Source organism: Rothia sp. HMSC061C12 (genome assembly GCF_001815755.1).
Taxonomy (GTDB): domain Bacteria; phylum Actinomycetota; class Actinomycetes; order Actinomycetales; family Micrococcaceae; genus Rothia; species Rothia mucilaginosa.
Genome location: NZ_KV821867.1, coordinates 194,566 through 214,884, shown reverse-complemented (window position 1 = coordinate 214,884; position 20,319 = coordinate 194,566). Strand labels below are relative to the sequence as shown.

The following is a 20,319-nucleotide window of genomic DNA, read 5'->3' as shown; positions in this document are numbered from 1 at the left end:
TACCAGAAGTGGTACTATAAAGTATGCTGAGTCACACTCTCCCCCGCCAGGAGCTCTACACCTACCGCGTCGAGTGGTCTGAAGACGACCAGGAATTTGTCGGAACCGTCGCAGAATTTCCCAGCCTCTCATACTTGGCACCGACCTCGACCGAAGCATTCGCGGGTATTCGAGAAGTCGTCGCCGATACCCTTGAGATTCTTGAAGAAGATGGCCGCGAGGCGCCCGAACCGTTCTCTCTGCGTTCCTTCTCAGGACGATTCAACTTGCGTGTTTCACCGCAATTGCATCGTCGTCTGGTTCAGCAGGCAGCGCTTTCTCACCAGAGCCTGAACCAGTACGTGAGCCAACAGCTCGAAGCAGTCGCCTAAGTAAGCCAGTATGTCTTCATCATCCAACGAAGATTCCAAAATGTTATGACCAACAAAAGAGTGGAGCCCCGGATAGTTTCGACTATCCGGGGCTCCACTCTTTTGCTACGCCTACCTACTGTTCAGCAGCGGCAGGATTCTACCCATCCTGTTCCTGCGGCTCCTGTTCCTGGGCCTCCTCCGCTTCGCTCTCGAAGCCCACGTACAGTGCCGCCAGCGACGGAACAGTCGCCTCCAGCACCTGCTGCGCCTCCTCGGGGCTCGCCGCAAGCTTCGCGCCGGTCAGCTGCAGGTACTCGCGCACCGTCATGGGCTGCGCCCAGTCAAAATGCTCACGCACGGCGGTGATGTTCGCGCCAGACTGCAACACGTTAATACCGTGAGCAAGACCAATATCCGTCACCTTCACGATAGCGTCGGTCTCCTCCGGGATGTCGTACGGGTCGCAGTTCTGCAGGTCCACGATGAACGGAAGCACGCCGCGGCTCTCAGCGCGTAGGGTGAACTTGGTGTGCACCTGACTCACCTCGTGCACCTCACCCACGCCCACGGCGGGCACCACCATGAAGCCCGCATGCAGGTCGTTCACCGCGGCCAGGGTGTGTGCCTCCCCGAAGCCGGAGTACAGCTGCACCACCGGCACGAGGTAGCACACCTCCGCCTTGAGCGCCTTGCGAGCCTCAATGTCGATGTATTCCCAGGCGCCGCCGGTACCGTCCGTAATGTCGCCGGAGTGGTGCGCGTAAATTGCGCCCTGGCTGTTTTTCACGGTCTGCGACCAGTAGCTGATCTTGTCCATGTAGTTGCCTTCGGCGTCGAACATCATCAGCGACAGGTCAATGTCCACGCCCTCATCCCAGAAGCAGAAGAGGCGGATCACGCCGGTGGGCGGCAGGTGCACCGTCGAGGTGTTGTAGCGGCCCATGCCGTCCAGGGAGGGGCGGGCGCTGCGGGTGTTCATCGGCATGATCGTATCACCCACCTGCTCGGGCAGGTAGATGCTGGTCTCGGCAAGACGGCCGGACAGGCCAATCTCGACCAGACGCTCCAGCAGATCCAGCACCGCCGGGCTGTACTCGCGCGCCGGAATCATGGTGGCGATACCGGTCTTGGATAGGTTCATGCGCTGCGGGGCGGCAGGCTGAGCCTTCTGAGCGGAAGCCGAGGCACGCTGGGTGTTTCGCGGGCTCTCGGGAACAGAGGTGTGCGGGTTAGACAGGCCGGCGTTACGGTCAAAGAACGAGCCCAGCGGGTTCGGGATGCCCGCGTTCTGCATGAGGTTCTGAACCCTGGCGACACCCTCCGGATTGCGGCGCGCGTAGTCAGCGAGCTCCCGGTCCTCCTGCACCGCCACCGGGTTGGCGGGGCGCTCCTTCGGCGGGTTCGCGAGCGCATTACGCTGCAGGGTCACCAGGTTGCGGATCTGCACCAGGATGGGCGCGGAAACGCGTGGCGCCACGGCGGCAAACGCGTCAAAGATGACCTGCTGGCCGGGGCTCGGCGCGGTGTCGATGCCGTAGCGCGGAGCCTCGAAAGCATCCAGGGCGCGCACCAGCTGGCGCGCAAACACGCCGGGGCGGGTCGAGAGCAGACGTGCCACGTTCTGCGCATCCCGGGTTGCGTAGGCGCGGTCCACCAGCGATTCGAAGCTGTACACTTCGCCGCGGTACAGGTCGTCAGCCCAGCGGCTCAGCGCGGTCAGTGACGGGTAGTCGCCGGGGTGAATCGCCTTGACGAGGCGCTTGTACATTTCGGCGGCGGGTGCGCTGTCGTAGCGGGCACCGACCGGGTCAGCCTCCAGTACCCGGTTGAGCAGGTGCGCGATGCGGGTGCGTTCGTTACGGCGTAGCTTCAGGCGCGGCGCGATGCTCAGGCTCAGGTCCCCCACCGTGCCGTTGTAACGCAGGCGCGAGTAGGCGGCGGCGAGGGCGAGCGCCTCCTTCATGGTGCGTAGGTGCTCAGCGTCTTCGGGGTGCAGGCAGGCGGCGATGAACACGCGGTTTTCACGACTGGTGTTCTCCGGTCGGGCAGCCGGCAGCGCGTCATGCTGGGCGAGGAAACGGCGCAACGCCACCAGGTCGCGCTGGTCGGTCTGGTTGTACGCCTGCTGCTGACCGAGCAGCTGCTGGTAGAGGGCACCCGCCATGATCAGGGCGTTCTGCACGCCGCTGACCATCTGCAGGGGTCGGCGGTTGCGTTCCATACTGGTGAAGTTGGAGCGGCTCATCGGCTGCTGCCACTCGTAGGGCACGTAGTTCTCGGGCAGGCCGCCAAGGATTCGCTCGGTGCCGTCCGGGTTGTAGTACGGGTTGGAGAGGTAGTGCATGATCTGCTCGGTGTAGCGCTGCTCGTCGGTGAGCGTCAGGGCGCGCAGATCAAAGTCGCGGCGGAACACGCGGCCGGGACGGTAGCCGTATTCGTAGGACCAGATGGTTGCGAACAGGGCAAATTCGTTGGCGCTGGCGTTCAGCGCCTGGGCGAGGGACTCAGGGCTGAGGGTCAGACCGCAATTGCTCAGGACGGATACTCGCCCCAGGTCGGTGTCGAATGCGCCGGAGTGGTGCAGGTCGTTAATGCTCGAGTAGTTCGAGCGGTAGTAGGGGCCGTACAGGTCGGTGAAGACGTACACGCCGTAGCGGCGCATCAGGATGAGGCGCACGAGGGGGCTGAGGCCCTCGGGCGCTTCGCCGTGAAGGTAGGCGGATTCGTTGAGGTAGGGTGATTCCTGCAGGTAGGGGGATGCGTCGTAGGGGGTAGTCACGGGTCGTCCTTTCCGTTGGTCTCACCCGACTGTCACCGTCGGTGGTGTGTCTATGTTCTTATCGTAGCGGCGTGGGCGCGGGTTGTCGCGGGGTTTGGTCATCGGTGACCTGCGGGGGTACATATTCGCGGGGTAACAGGCGGTTACGTATCGCGGAGCCTGGGCGGCACTTATCCGTTGCTTGTTGATCGGTCGCTTGCTGATCTGTTGGCCGCTTATCTGTCAGCCGCGTGGGAACTGGGTTAAAAGAAAAAATGGCGGGAAGCGAAGAATCCGATAAATATAGGAAAGATATTTCAGAAAGTAGGACTCTTCATGATCCGCCATTACCTATAGAGTACTCCCGCCCCGCGACGGTGGTCAAGCCGTTTCGTCACGGGGCGGTAACACGGGGCGGTGAGTGGGGTTGGGTGCACGAGGTAGAGCTAGGATTCACCCAATAGGGCGAGCGCGGCTTCGCGGGCGGCAAGCGCCTCCTCCGTCTTGCGGGCAGGCACAGCAGCCAGGGTGCGCAGTGCTTTCGCCAGCACGGTAGAGCCCTTCATCTTCGGTTCCAGCTCGGCGGGAATCTCAACCGGCGTACCGTACAGTTCGGCAAGCTCCACTGCAAGCTTCACAAGGGACGAACCCTGACCCACCTGTAGAGCCAACGGAAGGATCCGGCGCACCGTCTGGAAGACAGACCACCCCGCCAAGGGACTCAACGAAGCGGCATCGTTCAACGTCTGCACCAGACGATTCGCCCCGAACCAGCCGTGCTCCAGAAGGTACCCGAGCTCACTGGCGAAAAGGTGCGCATCCCAGTTGCCGCGGTCAATGAGGGAGGCAATCGTCTCCGCCGTCAACGCACGACGCTCCGGGGCGTACACTACAGAAGCCCACGCCAGGAAGTTATACGACGGCACACCCAGAGCACGCTCCGCCGCACCGAGCGTCTGCATAATCTCCTCAAAACCGTGAAGACGAGAGAACTGATACACGCTCAGCAGCGGCTTATACTGCGCCGCCAGAAGGTCCGGGTTGTGGCGCATCGCCCAGGCGTACCAGCCGCATACTAGGGCAACAGACGGCACCTCGGCATGTTCCAGAGAACGCCCCGGATACTCCACACAGGCACCAGCCACCGTGTATGCCGCCGCCGTGAACGTACTCCGCTCCGTGGCAAGCTCCTCCCCCGGCACCTGCCACAGCTCATAGGTGGAATCATTCACCTCATACTCGCCGTGCAGAACCTTCGGAAACGCCTCACGGTATGACTTGAAACGAATCACCGTACGCTCAAAAGAACGCTCCACCGCAGGTAACGGCTCAGCCAGCAGAGGCGCAAAGCCCTGCCCAGCCGCGCCCTCGCTACTATAGGGCTGATCCCCGAACGCTACGCGAAGCTGCTCGTGGAACAGCGCCGTGGGCGACCGGTACGCCCAATATTCGCTACCCTTGCGCGGGTACCCCTTGAAGTGAAAATCAGCACCCTGAAAACGACCCGTGTGCTCGGTGAGTGCTGCCTGCGGGTCAGGGTCTGCGGCGTGCACATGCTGAACCAGCAGACGGTACGCCAGATACCGCAATTGGTCGCGACCGTCATGCCAGGCACGGCTCAGGTAGCGGCGCAGATGCTTCTGAAAAGCGGGACTGAACTCAATAACTCGCCCCTCCTGATGCGCCCGATGCAGGTAGTTCAGCAGCGCCGGGATGCGGCGGACAGACTGCTCCCTCTCGTTGAGGTGGTAGAGGGCGAACAGCAGCTCTTCGCAGTCCCGGTCGTTACGAATAGCATCCCGGGTAGCTTCGGAGGCGCGCCCAGCCTGGGGCGCCGCGTTGAGGGCGGCGTTCACCTCCGAGGCTGAGAGCCCAAGGGCAGGGACATCCGGAATCTGCACACTACGGGGCAGCTGATCTGAGGCAGACTGGGTGGAGGCGAGCTGAGCCGAGCCAGGCTGAATCGAACTAGGCTGTGCAGGCACGGTGTCAGGGCACAGCTTCTGGGCGCGATCGCGCAGCTCCAGAGGAAGAACCTCCACAGCATCCTGCGCGTAAACAGACACCTCCCCGGCACATTCCGGCACCGCCCGAACACTCAACTCAAGCACCTTCAAACCGGCAGTCATCAGCTTCTTCTCACGCCGGAACAGCAACTGCGCGGCGGCAGGTAGCGCCTCCGCCACCAGGGTTTGAAGCTCACCAGCAGTCAGCGGCAGCAGACCGGCAGGGGCAGAACCGCCAGATGGCGCGCAGACCTGCAGAACACTCTGCAGCATCTGCGCACCCACAGCAGCCGTGGTCGCCACCGGCGAAGCCAACAACGCCGGAATCAGCGCACCGTGCCGAGCATAGGATTGCGCCTGACCCACCAAAGCCTGCTTACGTTCAGCACCGCGCAGCCCCTTCGGAACCGCCGTCAGAGCCTCAAAGGCACGCGAGAAAACGCGGGCGTTCTGCGGCGCATAATCACGTAGCAACGCCTGAACGCACTCCTGCTCAATCCGGGCTCGATACTGCGGAAAACGCTCCGCCAAATACACCAGCAAATCATGACCGCAAATAGTCAGCTGCGCATCATAAATAAACCAGAGTGCTAGACCATTCGAGGGCATGGCGCCCTCCACGGTAAACAGCGCCCAGATTTTTTCCCAGTGTTCTGGATGCTCCCTGAAAAACTCGGCAATCACCTCATCATCCATAGAGCGCATGGAACGACCCGGCACGATACGCCACAGGAACTCCTGCAGGTATTCGGCGCTCCACGCAGGCGCCGCAGGATGCACGCCTTCAGGCACAGTATTAGGCACCGCTCTCACCCAGTAGCGCAAGCGCGGCCTCGCGGGCGGCAAGCGCCTCCTCAGTCACGCGCGGGGTCACCGCAGCCAGGGCGCGTAGTGCTTTCGCCAGCACGGTAGAGCCCTTCATCTTCGGCTCCAGGACGGCGGGAATCTCAACCGGCGTGCCGTACAGTTCGGCAAGCTCAACCGCCAGGCGCACATAGTCGCCGCCCTTCGTCAGCTCACCGACCATCGGCAGCAGCAGACGCAGAACCTGCAGCACACGCCAACCCGCCAGAACACCGATACCCGACACCTCACGCAGGGTCGCCACCAGGCGGTTCGCAAGGACCATCCCGTCCTCCAGAGCCCACTTCAGGGTCTCTGCGAAGGTTGACGCATCCAGCAGGCCCGCCTCAAAGAGCGCCGCAATGGCCTCTGCCGCCGCCAGACGGTACTCAGGATTCTTCGCGCTCGCCACATAGCCGAGCAGAGTGCAGGTCGGGGCGCCCACCTGCACGGTAGACTCCCTCAACGCACGCATGAGTACGGGAACGGGGGTGACGGTCTTCTCCTCAATGCACTGCGAAGCGGCGAACAGGAAGTATGCAGAGAGCAGGTCCGGGTTGTTCTGAAGTAGCCAGGAGGACCACTCGGTGAGCACGATAATATAGTCGCCCCGCCACCCATCGACGCTATCGAGATTCAGCAAATATACGAAGGGAATGAACGCGGTGTTAAGAGCTTCGTAGGCGATAGCCTCCTCGGGACTCATGCCAGCGGTTGCGTGGCTCAGCGCCTCGCGTGCCTCATCCACGGTATCCACGATGTCACCCTTGACCTGCCACATGGGCTGGTACTTCACGAATTCCTCAACGTTAAAGTTTTCGAAACCGGCCTCGCGAAGACGACCCGACCTGCTGGCCTCCTGGTATTCCCAGACTCGATCATTGTCGAGACCACGGTTGAAGCCGCTCCAGGGCATATCCAGGCCAGAAACAGTGCGATAAGTCCAGTCACTGTAGGTAAGCTGACGGGCGGGTAGTGGTGCGCTCAGCAGACGCACCGTGCGTCCTTTCGTGTGGTACTCTCCCCCGGCGGCGACGGCACGCATCTGTTCCCGGAAGATCTCATAGAGGTCACGGTAACCCTTCAACGGCTTGTAGTCAGCATTCCAAAGATGGTGTTTATTCTGAATAGTCAGACGTATCATCTCTTCCTTGCTCAGGAGCGCGTTACTCGGGCGAGCTCGTGCAACCATCTCACTACGGTCGGAATACTGCAGGAGCGGCGTCAGCTCGGATAGCTCCCAGGAATTGCATCCCATGGCCTCGGCGTTAGTATCCAACACGGCGCACAGCGCAGGCATACACGCGACGTTGTTGTAGTAATATTCGCTGGAAATCTTGCGCAGGGTACGAAGCTGCTGCTGATCCGCCGGTGCCAGCTTGTCGGTCGCCGCAAAGTGGTAAAGACGAGCCAGGTTCTCTCCCCTCGCAACGGGGAGTTCGGCCCCCACGATTTGACCGAGATGGGCGTTCGATTCCTCGATCAGCAGGGCGCAGAACTCGTTCACGTCCGCGATGGGGGTGAACGGCTCATGGTGCGGGGTGCCGGGCAACAGCACCGGCGGCACCTCTACGGAGGCGCCCGCCGCCTCCGCCTCTTCCGGCTGGGGTAGGCGGTCTTCGGGCAGGCAGGCTTCCGCAGCGCCGCGCAACTCCAGGGGTAGCACCTCGTAGGCTTCAAGAACACGGTCAGCAACATAGTTGGCGAGCGCCACCTGCTCGGCGGTTTGCGCCTTCTTGCGCTTGGCTTTGCTCACACCGGCGTATTGGGTGGCAATGAGCTTGAGCAGGCGCAGGGCGCCGCGCTGAATCTTCTTTTCGGTGCGGTAGAGGTTCGCGCCGAGTGCGTCGATGAGCTGTTCCAGCTCAACCTGTTCGAGGGGCTGCAGGTCGGGGGTTTTCTGCAGTGCGGCGGGTGCGCAGGCTTTGAGCACGTTCTGCAGCATGGTCTGGGCGAATCCGACGGAGGCGCTGGGCTCTGCGGTGAGTACAGCCATGAGCTGCCCGAAGCGTGCCCGGTTTTCTGCGTCGGTGGGCTGCAGGTCGGTGTAGATGGAGTGGAATGCAGCCGAGTTGAAGGCGCTGAAATCGCTGGTCAGGCCGCGTAGCAGGGCGTCCAGAATCTCGTCGCGAATGTCGAAGTATTCGCCCATGAGTCGGCACAGTTCCGCGCTTTCGCCCATGTAGTTGCCATAGCCCTTGAAGAGCACCCCTTCGGTGCGGAAAACAGCCCAAAACTCCTGGTCGAGCAGGGTCATGTCGCGGGTGAAGAAGGTTTTGAGCTGGGCGTGGTTGCTGGCGCTGTCCTTCTTCACGCAGGGCAGGGCTTCGTGCAGGAAAAGGACCAGGTATTCGGGGGCATCGCAGCTCAGGTTGCGGGCGCGAAGCAGCGTGTAGCAGGTTTCCCAAATCTTCTTCGAGCGCGCCCAAGAGTTCGACAGGCCCTCAATAAAACGCAGAATCCACTCGTCGGGGCGTTCGGTGGCGCCGAGCAGGAACGCGTCAATCAGCTGCTGATCCGGGCGCCCCTCCCAGAGCAGGGTGCGCATGGCGCGGCCGGCGGAACGGTGGTATTCCCACGGGTCACCGTCGGGGGTGCGCACGAGTGCGCCGGCAACGTAGGCGGCAAGCGGGGTGCGGTTAATGTGGTCGCTACCGATAACGCTCTTAGGGGTGAGGGTTCGGGCGAGGGAGGCGCGCTCCTCCTCGGTGGCGCCGGTGATGACGGCGTGGTATTCCTGCACGTCAGTTGATTCTGCCGCCATGAGGGCTTTGAGGGCGGCACGGCGCTCTTCGAGGGTGCGCTCACCGGCGTTATGATCGCTGGCGCTGCGCTCGTTAGGGTTGTGCAGCTGGGCGGTATCAGTCATTGGTACCTGCTTTCGGAGTTGATGGTGAATGGTTGCAAAGAGTTGAACGGAAGTGTCGAATGGGAGCCGGTTGAGCGGTTAGCCCTGCACCTGGTTGAGGATATTCCGGGCGTACCGCGCCTTCTGCGAAGAACCGGTCAGCGTACCCAACCAGGCACGCAGCGGCTCATCCACGAGCTCCGCACGGGTAGCAGGATCGAGAGTCGCCAACGCCTGGCTGAAGGCGCCCAGCAGCTTACCGAGCGAGTTCGCCCCGGTATCCAGGTGCGGTATGAGGCGCGCGAAGAAGCGCACTGCCGCCCGCGCATCCAGCTGGGCGAAGTCGGTGAGGGCGAGCGCCCAACGGTTCAGCATCGCCAGCGGCGCAAAGTTCACGAAGCCTGCCGTGGTGTCCTCAAGGCTGAGCTGGTCGTCCAGCACGCGGTGCATGATTTCCACGGCGAGGGAACGAATCTCAACGCGTTGCTCCGAGAAGCCCGCGGCAAACACGAACGCGCAGGCGGGACCCCACGCGCCGGGGTGTGCCTCCAACGCCAAATACAGGCTCCGGTCGAAAGCGCTGTGATCCAAGATGTACCAGTTGCTGCTAGCGCAGTAGTACGCCAGCGGTTCTGCCCGCGAGGGGTAGAGCAGGGCGTACTGTCCTTCTTCGTCGTGGTGGGCGGTGGCGAGGCCGCGGAAAGCGTTCAGCTCGGGGGTGGAAGCACCGTGCGCCACCCCGTTCAGCTGAAGGCCCCAGCTTTTCTCCCTCTGGGATACCGTGATGGATTCCAGGTAGGGGTTGACGCGCCCGGTGGCGAGGGTGCCGTCGAGGGCGGAGCGGAGCACGCGAATCTGGGTAGGGGCAGAGCGCGGAGCCTCCTCCTGAGCGTTCTTCACGTATTGCTCTTCGAGGCTTTCAAGCAGGGTCAGCGCCTCAGCACGGCGGCTCTGGGCGTTCTGTCGCTGCTCGTCGGTAGCGTACGGAGGCAGCACCTCCGGCACGCGCACACGCAGTAGCGCCGCAGTGAAATCCTGGCGCAGGATGGGGGCTCCATCAGCCAGGTTCTTGGTGTACCGGCGCACCAGGGTATCCGGATGCACCCACCCGCCAAACAGCTCAGGGGTGGCGAGCGGGGTGTAGCTCTGCCTGCTCTGCAGCACGCCGAGGGCATCCTTGAATCCGGTGCTGAAGAACGCGGCGTGGCGGGAGTACATGTAGTGCAGGTTTGGCACCGTACCGGGGTCTTCCCTCTGGGTCATTTCCGATGCCTTCTCGCGCTCACGCAGCTTCCCGGCGGCGGCAAGAACCGTCATGTGCGCGCGCATGTCGAACCACTCCAGACCCCAGTGGTTCAGCTTTTTCAGGCAGAGGGGAACAAGCTGTTCGAGCAGGTTCGGGCTCTGCGCGGTGCCGTCGGCGCTGAGCAGGTAGGCGGTGAGCAGTTCCAACTCCAGCTCGCATCCGGCGTGCGTTTCGGGCTGGTCCGCTTCATTGAGCGTATCGGGGGTGGCGCAGGGCGCAACCTGATGGTGCAGGAGCGCACGGGCGCGTTCTTGCACGTCGGATGCGGTCACGGGGCGCACGGGAGTGTCCCAGTACCGGTGGATTACGGCGCGGGAGGCGGCGAGCGCCTCCGCGGCGGCGGCCTCAAGGTCAGCAGCTTCAGTGAGGGCTGCGTCTTCCGTGCCGCTCCCCCGGCTATTCTCCGGGCTGTACCCATCTTCGAGGAGCGGCGAACCCTGAATCTGCGCCACAACCAGCGGATCGAGCTGGGAACGGTAGTCGCGGTAGAGTTCGCGGGCACGCTCGGCGAACACGATAGTCTCGGCGCTCGCGTTGTCTGCAGCGCCTGCCTGCACCCATTCTTCGAGGTGTTTAAGGGCGGCAGCCTGCACCTGCGCGTGGGCGTGGCTGAGCGCCATGACTACCGCATCTTCGCAGGCGGCAGCATCGAGGGTGCCCGCCCGGTACAGCGCTTGGAGCATGGTCAGGATTTTGAGTGCGTTTGCTTTGGTTCCGGCGCATACGGCGGGTGCCGCGTAGGCGAAGGCGGTAGCATCCAGCGCCTGCGGGTTTTTGCTCCAGAGGCGGTGAATATGCTGCACACCGAGGGTTACGCTCGGGCCGATGGGTGAGGAGAAAAGCGTCAGAAATTCGCTCTGACGTGCCGCGATTTCTTCGGCGGTGAGTTTGAGTCCGGTGACCAGGCGTGAGAACCAGCCAACCCGGTACGCCGGAAAGTCGCTCATGAGGGAGCTCAGGAGCGCGTCAATCAGGCGGTCACGGCTGATGAGCCCGGTTTCGCTGGCTTCGATGAGGGCGCACGACCAGCCGGGGTTATTCTCCTTCTGCCCGGGCTTGTAGGAGTCGCGCTGGGTGAGGGATACATCCCGGTTACCTTCGACGGCGAGCATACCCCAGATGAGTTCTTCACGGAGCTGTTCGTCCTCGCGTAGCAGCGGGAGGATCAGCTCGCGGTCGCAGTTAATGAGGGCGGTGTAGTATTCCTCGTTGTGTTCGAGGCGCGCCCCGCCGTAGAGCTCAGCTAGGCGCATGGCAACGCTTCCGGTAAACCAGCCGAACTCTGCGTAGGCTTTAACGCGGTCCTGGGTGACGGTTCCGGGCGTGTTTTTACCGAGCTGGGAGCCGTAAGGGGTGGTGGTGATGTCGAAGTACTGCCAGCGGCGGTAGATCTGTTCGAGGGTACCGCCGACCGCCAGGATGTTGGCGAGGTTGCGGTTGAAGTGCATGATGTCGCTCCAGGTTTTCTGCTGCCTGAGGAGCGGGTAAATGACTTCACCGGGAAGCGGCTCGGTGATGACACCTTCGGGGAAGGTGTGCGTTTCGGGGCGTTTGCTCATGATGGTCTTTCGGAAGGAAGCTGAAGCGAGCTTTTGGGGCGTCGTCTTTTAGTGCGGTGCGTGGTGTGTCTAGCCGGCGGCGTGTTCGCGGTAGAGAATACTGACTGCCAGCGCGTGCTTGCAGGGGCCGCGCGTACCGCGGTACTTCAACCACCAGGGGCAGGAGCAGAGGTACCCCTCCACGGCGTACGGGTCGGCGGGCAGCACCACGGTGTACGTATTTGCGCCGCTACGCACACTGTACTCACCGGTGCCGTGCTCTCCCGCACCGACCCGCTCAATGGCGCCGGAGTCGGCAAGCTTTTTCGCGCCGACCAGGCGCGGGTGCATGGCGGTCAGCGCCTCGGGATGCACGGGCAGCGGGCGGTGGAAATACTCGCCAGCGTGCGCATCAAAACCAACCTGACCGGAGGAAGCCAGCAGGGCGAGGGCGTCGCGGGTTGCCGCCTCGTCCAGGCCGGCACGGGCAGACATAACGGGCACGTCAATGCGCGGCTCGAAGGAAAGCAGCACGCTGAGCATGTCAGCGTTCTGGGCGGTGTTCGGGTTAGACAGCGCCTGCAGTACGGATCCCTCACCGGAGAACCCGCGTGACTTTTCGGGGCTCAAACCAATGCTCAGGCGTGCGCCGGGCAGGTGCGCCACCCACACGCTGGGCACGGGCGCGTTACCGGCGCTCACGGGCTCACTGTACGCGTCCAGGCGCTGAATGTGGCGGATGAGCGGCTCAAGCACGCGCAGACGCTCGGGGCCCGCCACGCATACGGATCCGGCGGTGGCGCGGGTGGCAAGCCGCAGGGAACGCACCGCACGGGTCGCCCACAGGACCGCCTTGGTACTGGAGTTACGCGGCAGGGAGTGGATGAAGGTTCGGGCGGCGGCAGCGTCCAGGCTGTGCACCGGGCTCATGCGGGATGAGAGCATCTGCGTTTCTGCAAAGCCTTTGAGCCAGCGGATGGGCAGCGGCACTTTTTCTTCCATGACGGAGCCGTCAAGGGTGGTGGTGAGCAGCCCGTCGTCGCCGACGTTCAGGTGGATGGGCTCCCCTGCCCTGAGGGAGGCGAGCGCGGCACGCAGGGGCGGGTTGACGTCAACATTGGTGACGCCTACGGCGCTGTGGCTGGCGTCGAGTGCGCTGGAGTCAACGTCGAGGCGCGCATACACTCCGCAGCAGGCGCTGAACGATTCGAAGCGCAGGCCTTCGGCGGTGCTGGTGACGACGGGGTCTGCGGCGCGTAGGGCTCCGGCGAGGGAGCTGGGCGGCACGTAGAAGCGGGTGCGGGCGACCCTGGCGACGACCAATAGTGCGGTGGCGTAGACGTCTGCTCGTTCGAGGAACCCGGAGAAGAAGTACGGGTGGGAGGCGGCACCTTCAGGGGTGCCGCCGCCGCTGGTGGCGAGGCTGAGCGCGCGGGAGTCGGCGCCGTCGATGAGGGCTGACGGGGCGGTGTACGTGTAGTCGAGGGTGTAGGCGCTCATGGCTTCTTTGCCTTTCGTATGTGGTGTATACGTCCTATCATGCCGTAAAGATTCGCGCCCCGCTACCGCTTTCGTCATTGCCGTTTGGTGCATAAAAAATCCCCGGCATTCTCGGTTGAGAAGTGCCGGGGAGAAGCTCTATTTGGCTCACCCTCGATGGGGTGGGCGTGGGCTCTGATGAGAGGCTCAGGCTAGACGACGATCTGGCCGTTGAAGCGCAGGGCCAGGCCGTACAGGACCACTGCGATAACCCAGATGACAATCACGGTCACGGTCAGGCGAATCAGGTTCTTCGACGCCATACCGGAGGAGTTCAGGGAGTTGGTCATACCGCCGCCGAACATGTCGGAGAGGCCGCCGCCCTGACCGCGGTTGAGCAGCACAAGCATCACTGCGATCACGCTGGTGATGGCGATGATGACCATGAGTACGTTCATGATGACGTCCATGGGGACCTTCCTTCGTTGTCTTCTGGTGGGGTGCCTGGACTGCGGGGGTGCAGACAGACGGGTTTAACTATACGCTACAGCCGCCATTCGGTCACGTTGAGGCGGCTTTTACGCGGCGCGGTTGCTGCGGCGCTGGTATTCGCTGGGGGTCAGCTGCAGTGCTGCGGGGCGGTCGGTGAGCACACGCTGAGCGGTGAGTTCGTCGCCTTCGGTGTCGTAGGCGCGCACGTATCCGCCGTCGATGAGGTAGTAGGTGAACTGCTGCGCGGCTGCCCAGTAGGCGCCTCCTTCAGCGTAGAAGCCCTGGTCTACCCAGTCGCGCAGGGTGAGGGTGACGGGGATTTCCGGTGAGGAGGTGCGGCTGTAGAGCTGGTCGAGGAATGCTTCTCGGCGGCTCTCGAAGTACTGGTATTCGGGCGAGGGTTCCTGGTATTCTGCGCCGCCTGCGTAGCCGATGTTGCCGCCGTCGTTGCCGGGTAGGCGCGGGGCACTCACTTTGCGGTTGCGCAGGTAGCTGTAGAGGATCATGCCGACGAGGGCTGCGATGACCAGGGAAAAACCAAAGCTGAACATGCCGTTAAGTGTACGGGGCGAACCGCGGGGTCGGCGTATTCCGGGTGGGTTTTGCGGCGAGGGGCGAACGCGCCCGGCCCTTCTCCCCCGCCCCTTACGTCTGGCTCCTGCTCCCGGCTCTTACTCCCGCCTCGTACATCCACCGCTAACTCGGTGGCGGTTAAATGGTTCAGCGCCCGGTCGGGTGGGTACCCGCCAGGCGCTGTAACGCTATGAGACGCTATGGTGCGTCAGGGTTTTATGCGTCGAAGCGTGCGATTGCTGCGAACTCGTCAGCCTGCAGGGATGCGCCGCCGACGAGCACGCCGTCCACATCTTCCTTGCCCATGATGGAGGGTGCGGAGGAGGACTTGACGGAGCCGCCGTAGAGAACGCGGACCTTCTCTGCAACGTCTGCGGAGTAGAGCTTAGCGATTTCTGCGCGGATTGCTGCGGACATTTCCTGTGCGTCGTCTGCGGTTGCGACCTTGCCGGTGCCGATTGCCCAGACGGGCTCGTATGCGATGACGAGGGTTTCTGCCTGCTCTGCGGTCAGACCTGCGATGGAGCCGCGCAGCTGCTCGAGGGTGTACTCGACGTGGGTGCCTGCTTCGCGGATTTCGAGGGGCTCACCGACGCAGAGGACGGGGGTCAGGCCGTGCTTGTATGCTGCCTGGACCTTTGCCGCGCACAGCTCGTCGCTTTCGTGGTGGTAGGTGCGGCGCTCGGAGTGGCCGACGAGCACGAAGGTTGCGCCGAGCTTGGAGAGGAATGCGCCGGAGATTTCGCCGGTGTATGCGCCGGAGTCGTGGACGGAGAGGTCCTGGCCGCCGTAGAGGATGTCCAGCTTGTCGCCTTCGACGAGGGTCTGCACGGAGCGGATGTCGGTGAAGGGCGGGAAGACGGCTACTTCGGTTGCGGAGAAGTTGAAGTTTGCGTCGTCGAGGGTCCATGCGAGCTTCTGGACGAGGGTGACTGCCTCTGCGTGGTTGAGGTTCATCTTCCAGTTGCCTGCGATGAGGGGCTTACGCGACATAGTTCGCTCCTTAGCTTTCCCGCGCGGTATGCCGGGCGGGGTTGTTGTTCGGAATTTTCCTTTTCTATTTTAGAGGGTTGGCGGCATATTTTCACTGGTTCGGCGCGGTTTTATGCTGTGCCTTGACTATTCTCACCCCGCGTTCGCTGATTGCGCGGAACCCCGGATACGAAGTACCGGCAGGGTGGAGCTTAGGGGGCTCTACCCTGCCGGTATTCTGCCGGTGATGTTTGTCTACGGTGTGTTAGTAGCCGCCTCGGAGAAGGTACGAGGTGTAGCAGAAAAAGACAATCGTCAAAACAATCACAAGAAGCGCGGTAGCGCGCGCACTTATGGCGAGGGAACGACCCCAAGGCAGCTTTCGGGTAGCGATCTTCTCAACGATGAGCGCCGCAAGAGCACAGTAGGTGAAGCAGACACACAGCAAAACAACAAACGAAATGATGAGAGTAGCCGTTGCTACCGAGGAAGATTCCCAATAGGCGTAATACATCCAGAGGTAGGGACTATTTGCAATGAAGAAGGCCGTGAATCCGCCGGTGGGGAGGCAGATAAGCGAGTACAGGCCCATGCGCTTAGGCTCTGCGGGCGCGGGTGCTACCGCCTCGGCAGGAGCCGCGGATGCGGCACCATCTACGGCGGGGTCTTGCGCGGGACTCTGGAGGGCGGTTGCGGTAGGTACTGCAGTAGCTTCTACCGTGGTGCTTTCTGCAGCGTTGTTCTGCACGGTGTTTTCCTGTACAGCATTGCTCTGCGCCGTATTCTCCGGCAAGGGGCTGCCCTGCACGGCGCTCCCCTGTGCGGGTGCTCCGGGGTTCTGGGGCGACTGTTCCATATGTCTCCTAGGGTGGTTGGTCTGGTGTGGTTATCGGTGATATCGTGCGACTACCGGGAAGGTGGGTTCTTACACCTCTAGCCCTTCGAGGGAGAATCCCGGAGGGTACAGCGGCGTGGCGTCCTTATCGTCTTCCACAAGCACCCAGCGGCCGCGCAGGTGCTCCGCACAGAGGAAAGCGTATTCTTCCTCACCAGTCTTCAAGAACTTATCGATGGGTAGCTTCTCCCCCGTTTCGGGCACGTAGAAGACAGCCTCATCGCGAATACGTCGCCTTGCCTGGTATTCGCTGATATTACGGCTGTTCTTTTGGCGTCTACCGATACCGGGAATCGTAACCTGTACGCGGTACACGTCCTGATTAGCAATAAGCCAGCCGCGGTTTTCCCGGTACAGCCGAAGAAGCTCAGGGGAAATGATCTCTTCCGGATTGATTACTTCGGAGAGCGGTTTGGTATCTCCGGTGTAGTAGAAATAGTTCAGGGCGGCATAAAAGTACGCCTGAAAAATATAGAAACCACCGCGGTTATACTCATTCATTCCCGGCTGCAGAACGGGGTAGGGTACATTCTGGGCGGCGCGTTCTTCGGTGGCGGGCACGTACCTGCCGTTGCGTTCGTAGGCAGTGTAGACAAGCAGACCGGTTGAATCACCCTGTTTGACAAGCTCATCGAACTTCTCAGCCGGCTCAAGGGAAGCCAGTACCTTATCTCGTTTGAAAAGACGTGCTTCTTGCTTTTCTTCATTGGTGGCGAGGATACCGGCCTGTCGACCGACGAAGAGAGCACCGAGGGTGCCTGCGCCTGCTACAGCGAGGGCACGACGAGAAAAACGGGGCTTCCGTGGTTCCTGCTGGTGAGCGAGTAGCTGACCAGAAGATACCGGATGGGCTTCCGGGGAGGAACCCAGCGTTCCGTTCGTCTCCTGTTCCTTGCGTTGGGGTCCCATGGTTATACCTCCTTTTCGGGGATGAAGTGAATATCCCATCCGGGATTGAGGAAACGGGAGCATAGGGTACCGTAGATTGCTCCGTCGCGAAGGAGTCCGCGCGTGTCGAATTCGGTGATGGGCTGTAGCTGCCCGGTGTCTTTCCGGAAGACTTTTGCTTCGGGAAGGATGTCGAATTTGACGTTCCAGTCGAAAATTTTTTGTTCCTCGTTATGGATGCGCGGTTGTGCTTCGAGAATGTGCATGGTCAAGATTTGTTGATTGGGGGTGATGACCCACCCTTTTCCGTCGTCAAAGATATCTTGGATGGCGGGAAAGAATAGTTCTTCGGCGGTCATTGCATATTCGAGGCGGCGCGAATCGGATGCCAAAAGCATATAGTTTTGGCATGCGAAGTAACACTCGCAATGATATTTCAAATATTGCGATGTCATGTCTCGACTGAATGCATTTGTATAATCCGGTGGCGGCGCAGAATATGCAGGGTGTTGCTGATCTGCCGGGGTGTAAATTCCAATCAAATCAGTCTCACGTAACTTGTATTCACGCCGATAATCTTTATCGTCGTAAAACGGCTTATTTATCTTCTCGGTCATATTTACCCCTCCTTAGATTACGGCAAGTATTTCAAAAAATTCGGCTCTATTTCGTATATCCAGCAACAGAAGCACCCTTAGGCAATAAGAGATCACCCTGCAGATTTTCGTCAACGCTTACCCAGCACCCATCCAAAAACTCGCCGTAGAAATCTATAGTCGGGTGGCGGTCAGCATGAAACATATCCCGAAAATATTTCACTTCGCCGGTATCGCGATACACAAAATAGGCGTCTCCATATATCGACAATTCCGTCTGCAGCTTGTATATTTTTCGTCCCTGAATCTCTCGGCTACCGTATCCGGGAGTTTGCACCATATACGATTCGATTTCTTGATCCGAAACAATCCACCCCTGGTTATTGGCTATAAATTCGTACACATTAGGAAAGATGACTTTTTCGGGGTCAACTATCTTTGCTAGAGGCTCAAGATCACCGGTCAAATACCCGTAGTTCTTGGCGGCATTATAGTAGGCAAAGAACAAGTACATACCTGAAATATCGTATGTATTCATCTTCTCGCGGATAACCGGGTAGGGTACATTCTGCGCGGGGCTCTCACGGGTTGCGGGAACGTAGACACCATCTTTTCGGTATGCGGTATACACCAGCGGACCAGATAGACCTGCTGCAGTATTCTTATAGCTTTCCTCTGCAATTGTTGTTGCAGGCTCAGCGGCGGCTAGTGCCTGATTTCGCTCCCACGCGGCATCTTCTTGTGCGATTCGCTCGTTTAGCGAAGCTCTCCAGTTTGAGCCTGCTACATACAGACCCGATGCCGCGGCAACACCCACCCCGACGGATCCCGCCAGCAGAACACGACGGGAGATTTTGGGGGTCTTCTTCTGCTCTGATGGGTTGTTACTGATAGAGGGTTCCCGAGAAGCAGGGGCGTTATTGTTTTCCTTCACTGTGTTTCCTTTCCTCTAGTTCCCTTGTACAGGACCATATGTGGGGGTAAAGTTGACTTCCCACTTGGGGTCTAAAAATCGGCACACCATAGTTCCGTAGATGGAACCGCCTGTAACAAGATTGCGGGTGTCAAAATCAGTAATCGGGTAGAGTTTTTTCTCCGCCGCGATAAAGACTTTCGCCTCTGGTTTCAGGTCGTATCGAACGTTAATTTCGCACACATGATTTGCTTCATCCACAATACGGGGCTGACGCTCAAGTATCGTGAAAGCAAGAATTCGTTGGTCCGGGGTAATAACCCAGCCAGCACCTTTGTCGTAGAGTTCTTGGATGGCAGGGAAGAACAATCCTCCTAGCATATTTTTAAGATAGAGTCGTCGTGCATCCCCAGCTAGAAGCATATAGTTCTGATAGTTTGCGTAATATGTAATGGCATAGCGCAAAGAGGTTGCTGTCATATCCCGTTCAAAAGCGTTCTCGTAGTATGGAGGCGGTGCAGCATATGCGGGATGTTCCTCCGTTGCCGGTTCATATATACCGATATTGTTGACATCACCGATTTCATATGTTCGTCGGTAGTCACGATCATTATGGAACGGTTTTGCGTAGGCATTATGCTTCGGAGAAGCGCTAGCTGTTGCCGAAGGGGTTTCTTTTGAGTTATTCTCTTTGGTTTTTGGTGTGGATGAGCAGGCGCTCAAAGCTAAGGCGCTACCAACGCCAAGCACGCCCTTCATAAACCCTCTACGAGAAGTAGGGTAAATAATACTCACAGCAATAATCCTTGAGGTTACATAAATTTTCTACATTTGTTGGAGTTGAAATATCTACTGCATCAACTTACAAAGAACATTCATTGTTCAGACAACAAACGAGATTATTAAACGAATACATACCTTTAGCGAGTCAGCATCTAACTTGTCGGCGTTAGATGCTTGAGCCGCATCGTGAGAGCCGCGTTGTAAGAGCTTTAGCGCACTCACCTTGAAAAGGCACAGGGACGGCATAAGCCTGAAAAGTAACCATAAATTTAGCTTCCGGAAGTTGAAGTTGATGTGACGGTGAACGAGCTTCCTCGCCCACCCTTCAAGGTAACACACGCACACTCTGCACACGAACCCAGCAGGACGGATTCCACCTCCCATTGCTCCCACCTCCCCCAGCCAACCGCGAAGAGCCCACCTCAAAAGCCCAGCAAGAAACCCCCGCCAGCACAGTACCGAAAGTACTGCCCGGCGGGGGTTCCGAAAGAAGCTACATAGAGAAAGCTACAGCTGCCCGAATCCTTGCGGATAGATCGGCTCGTAGGTGTTACGGTTGCTGTAACCGTCGCGGTCAACCACAATCACCCACTGCCCACGCAGATGCTCCACAGCCAGCGAGAAACGCCCCAGATACTTCAAATATTTGCGAATATCCTGCTTCTCCCCCGTCTCCTTAACATAAAACGCAAGGTCCTTAGCCTTAGTCGTGTACAGGGTGCTCACCAGAATATTTCGGCTCGTATTTTTAGCCTTTTCACCCGCGATAAGATCATCAGCAACATTGGCGCTCAGCACATTCTTATCAGCCGAAATAACCCAACCGCGCTTCTCCCTGTACAGGCGAAGAATTTCGGGGTGCAGCACCTTTTCCGGGTCCGTGACCTTAGAAAGAGGCTCCGTATCGCCCGGCAAGGGGCTGCCCTGCACGGCGCTAGCCTGCGCGGGCACGCCGGGGTTCTGGGGTGACTGTTCCATATGTCTCCTAGTGTGGTTGGTGTGGTTATCGGTGATGTCGTGCGGCTACCGGGAAGGCGGGTCCTTATACCTCTAGCCCTTCGAGGGAGAATCCCGGA

15 protein-coding genes are annotated in these 20,319 nt (G+C 60.2%); 1 reads left to right on the top strand and 14 read right to left on the bottom strand.

Annotation, left to right across the window (positions count from 1 at the left end):
• Positions 1-23: 23 nt before the first annotated feature.
• Positions 24-371: a type II toxin-antitoxin system HicB family antitoxin gene (locus HMPREF3055_RS05335; RefSeq protein WP_049345365.1), complete on the top strand. Its 348-nt coding sequence runs from the start codon at positions 24-26 to the stop codon at positions 369-371.
• A 139-nt stretch (positions 372-510) separates the two neighbouring features.
• Here HMPREF3055_RS05335 and HMPREF3055_RS05330 read toward each other — a convergent pair whose 3' ends face one another.
• From HMPREF3055_RS05330 to HMPREF3055_RS05260, 14 genes are all read right to left on the bottom strand, one after another.
• Positions 511-3,132 (bottom strand): TerD family protein, encoded by a 2,622-nt coding sequence (locus HMPREF3055_RS05330; protein WP_070738389.1) that lies wholly within the window; start codon positions 3,130-3,132, stop codon positions 511-513.
• Positions 3,133-3,557: 425 nt separating this feature from the next.
• Positions 3,558-5,921: a DUF6493 family protein gene (locus HMPREF3055_RS05325; protein WP_070738387.1), complete on the bottom strand. Its 2,364-nt coding sequence runs from the start codon at positions 5,919-5,921 to the stop codon at positions 3,558-3,560.
• On the bottom strand, positions 5,914-8,829 hold the full coding sequence (locus tag HMPREF3055_RS05320) for an endonuclease (protein ID WP_070738385.1): 2,916 nt from the start codon (positions 8,827-8,829) through the stop codon (positions 5,914-5,916). The genes HMPREF3055_RS05325 and HMPREF3055_RS05320 overlap by 8 nt, the downstream gene beginning before the upstream one ends.
• A 78-nt stretch (positions 8,830-8,907) precedes the next feature.
• Positions 8,908-11,673, bottom strand: coding sequence for a DUF6493 family protein (locus tag HMPREF3055_RS05315; RefSeq protein ID WP_070738383.1), 2,766 nt, complete (start codon positions 11,671-11,673; stop codon positions 8,908-8,910).
• 69 nt (positions 11,674-11,742) lie between these two features.
• Positions 11,743-13,152, bottom strand: coding sequence for an SWIM zinc finger family protein (locus HMPREF3055_RS05310; RefSeq protein ID WP_070738381.1), 1,410 nt, complete (start codon positions 13,150-13,152; stop codon positions 11,743-11,745).
• 191 nt (positions 13,153-13,343) lie between these two features.
• Positions 13,344-13,601, bottom strand: coding sequence for a preprotein translocase subunit SecG (gene secG, locus HMPREF3055_RS05305; RefSeq protein ID WP_012903590.1), 258 nt, complete (start codon positions 13,599-13,601; stop codon positions 13,344-13,346).
• A gap of 108 nt (positions 13,602-13,709) precedes the next feature.
• A complete protein-coding gene (locus HMPREF3055_RS05300; RefSeq protein WP_044143857.1) occupies positions 13,710-14,174 on the bottom strand; it encodes a hypothetical protein in 465 nt (154 codons plus the stop codon).
• A 238-nt stretch (positions 14,175-14,412) separates the two neighbouring features.
• The gene (tpiA, locus tag HMPREF3055_RS05295; RefSeq protein ID WP_005509126.1) at positions 14,413-15,189 is read right to left on the bottom strand and encodes a triose-phosphate isomerase; all 777 of its coding nucleotides are present in this window, start codon (positions 15,187-15,189) and stop codon (positions 14,413-14,415) included.
• Positions 15,190-15,433: 244 nt separating this feature from the next.
• Positions 15,434-16,024, bottom strand: coding sequence for a hypothetical protein (locus HMPREF3055_RS05290; RefSeq protein WP_049345376.1), 591 nt, complete (start codon positions 16,022-16,024; stop codon positions 15,434-15,436).
• 69 nt (positions 16,025-16,093) lie between these two features.
• Entirely contained in the window at positions 16,094-16,972 is an 879-nt protein-coding gene (locus HMPREF3055_RS05285) for a DUF6318 family protein (protein WP_070738380.1), read from the bottom strand.
• 2 nt (positions 16,973-16,974) lie between these two features.
• Positions 16,975-17,568 carry a DUF6318 family protein gene (locus HMPREF3055_RS05280; RefSeq protein WP_070738378.1) on the bottom strand — a complete coding sequence of 198 codons (594 nt, stop codon included), beginning with the start codon at positions 17,566-17,568 and terminating at the stop codon, positions 16,975-16,977.
• 46 nt (positions 17,569-17,614) lie between these two features.
• Positions 17,615-18,481: a DUF6318 family protein gene (locus HMPREF3055_RS05275; protein WP_070738375.1), complete on the bottom strand. Its 867-nt coding sequence runs from the start codon at positions 18,479-18,481 to the stop codon at positions 17,615-17,617.
• A 15-nt stretch (positions 18,482-18,496) separates the two neighbouring features.
• On the bottom strand, positions 18,497-19,255 hold the full coding sequence (locus HMPREF3055_RS05270; RefSeq protein WP_246826902.1) for a DUF6318 family protein: 759 nt from the start codon (positions 19,253-19,255) through the stop codon (positions 18,497-18,499).
• 495 nt (positions 19,256-19,750) lie between these two features.
• Complete coding sequence (locus HMPREF3055_RS05260; protein ID WP_141758473.1) at positions 19,751-20,221, bottom strand: DUF6318 family protein; 471 nt, start codon at positions 20,219-20,221, stop codon at positions 19,751-19,753.
• Positions 20,222-20,319 lie beyond the last annotated feature (98 nt).

Bases quoted from the DNA above. Each gene is read 5' to 3' on its own strand.
- HMPREF3055_RS05335 (WP_049345365.1), top strand. From the start codon at position 24: ATGCTGAGTCACACTCTCCCCCGCCAGGAGCTCTACACCTACCGCGTC.
- HMPREF3055_RS05320 (WP_070738385.1), bottom strand. From the start codon at position 8,829: ATGACTGATACCGCCCAGCTGCACAACCCTAACGAGCGCAGCGCCAGC.
- HMPREF3055_RS05315 (WP_070738383.1), bottom strand. From the start codon at position 11,673: ATGAGCAAACGCCCCGAAACGCACACCTTCCCCGAAGGTGTCATCACC.
- HMPREF3055_RS05310 (WP_070738381.1), bottom strand. From the start codon at position 13,152: ATGAGCGCCTACACCCTCGACTACACGTACACCGCCCCGTCAGCCCTC.
- secG (WP_012903590.1), bottom strand. From the start codon at position 13,601: ATGGACGTCATCATGAACGTACTCATGGTCATCATCGCCATCACCAGC.
- HMPREF3055_RS05300 (WP_044143857.1), bottom strand. From the start codon at position 14,174: ATGTTCAGCTTTGGTTTTTCCCTGGTCATCGCAGCCCTCGTCGGCATG.
- tpiA (WP_005509126.1), bottom strand. From the start codon at position 15,189: ATGTCGCGTAAGCCCCTCATCGCAGGCAACTGGAAGATGAACCTCAAC.
- HMPREF3055_RS05290 (WP_049345376.1), bottom strand. From the start codon at position 16,024: ATGGAACAGTCGCCCCAGAACCCCGGAGCACCCGCACAGGGGAGCGCC.
- HMPREF3055_RS05285 (WP_070738380.1), bottom strand. From the start codon at position 16,972: ATGGGACCCCAACGCAAGGAACAGGAGACGAACGGAACGCTGGGTTCC.
- HMPREF3055_RS05280 (WP_070738378.1), bottom strand. From the start codon at position 17,568: ATGACCGAGAAGATAAATAAGCCGTTTTACGACGATAAAGATTATCGG.
- HMPREF3055_RS05260 (WP_141758473.1), bottom strand. From the start codon at position 20,221: ATGGAACAGTCACCCCAGAACCCCGGCGTGCCCGCGCAGGCTAGCGCC.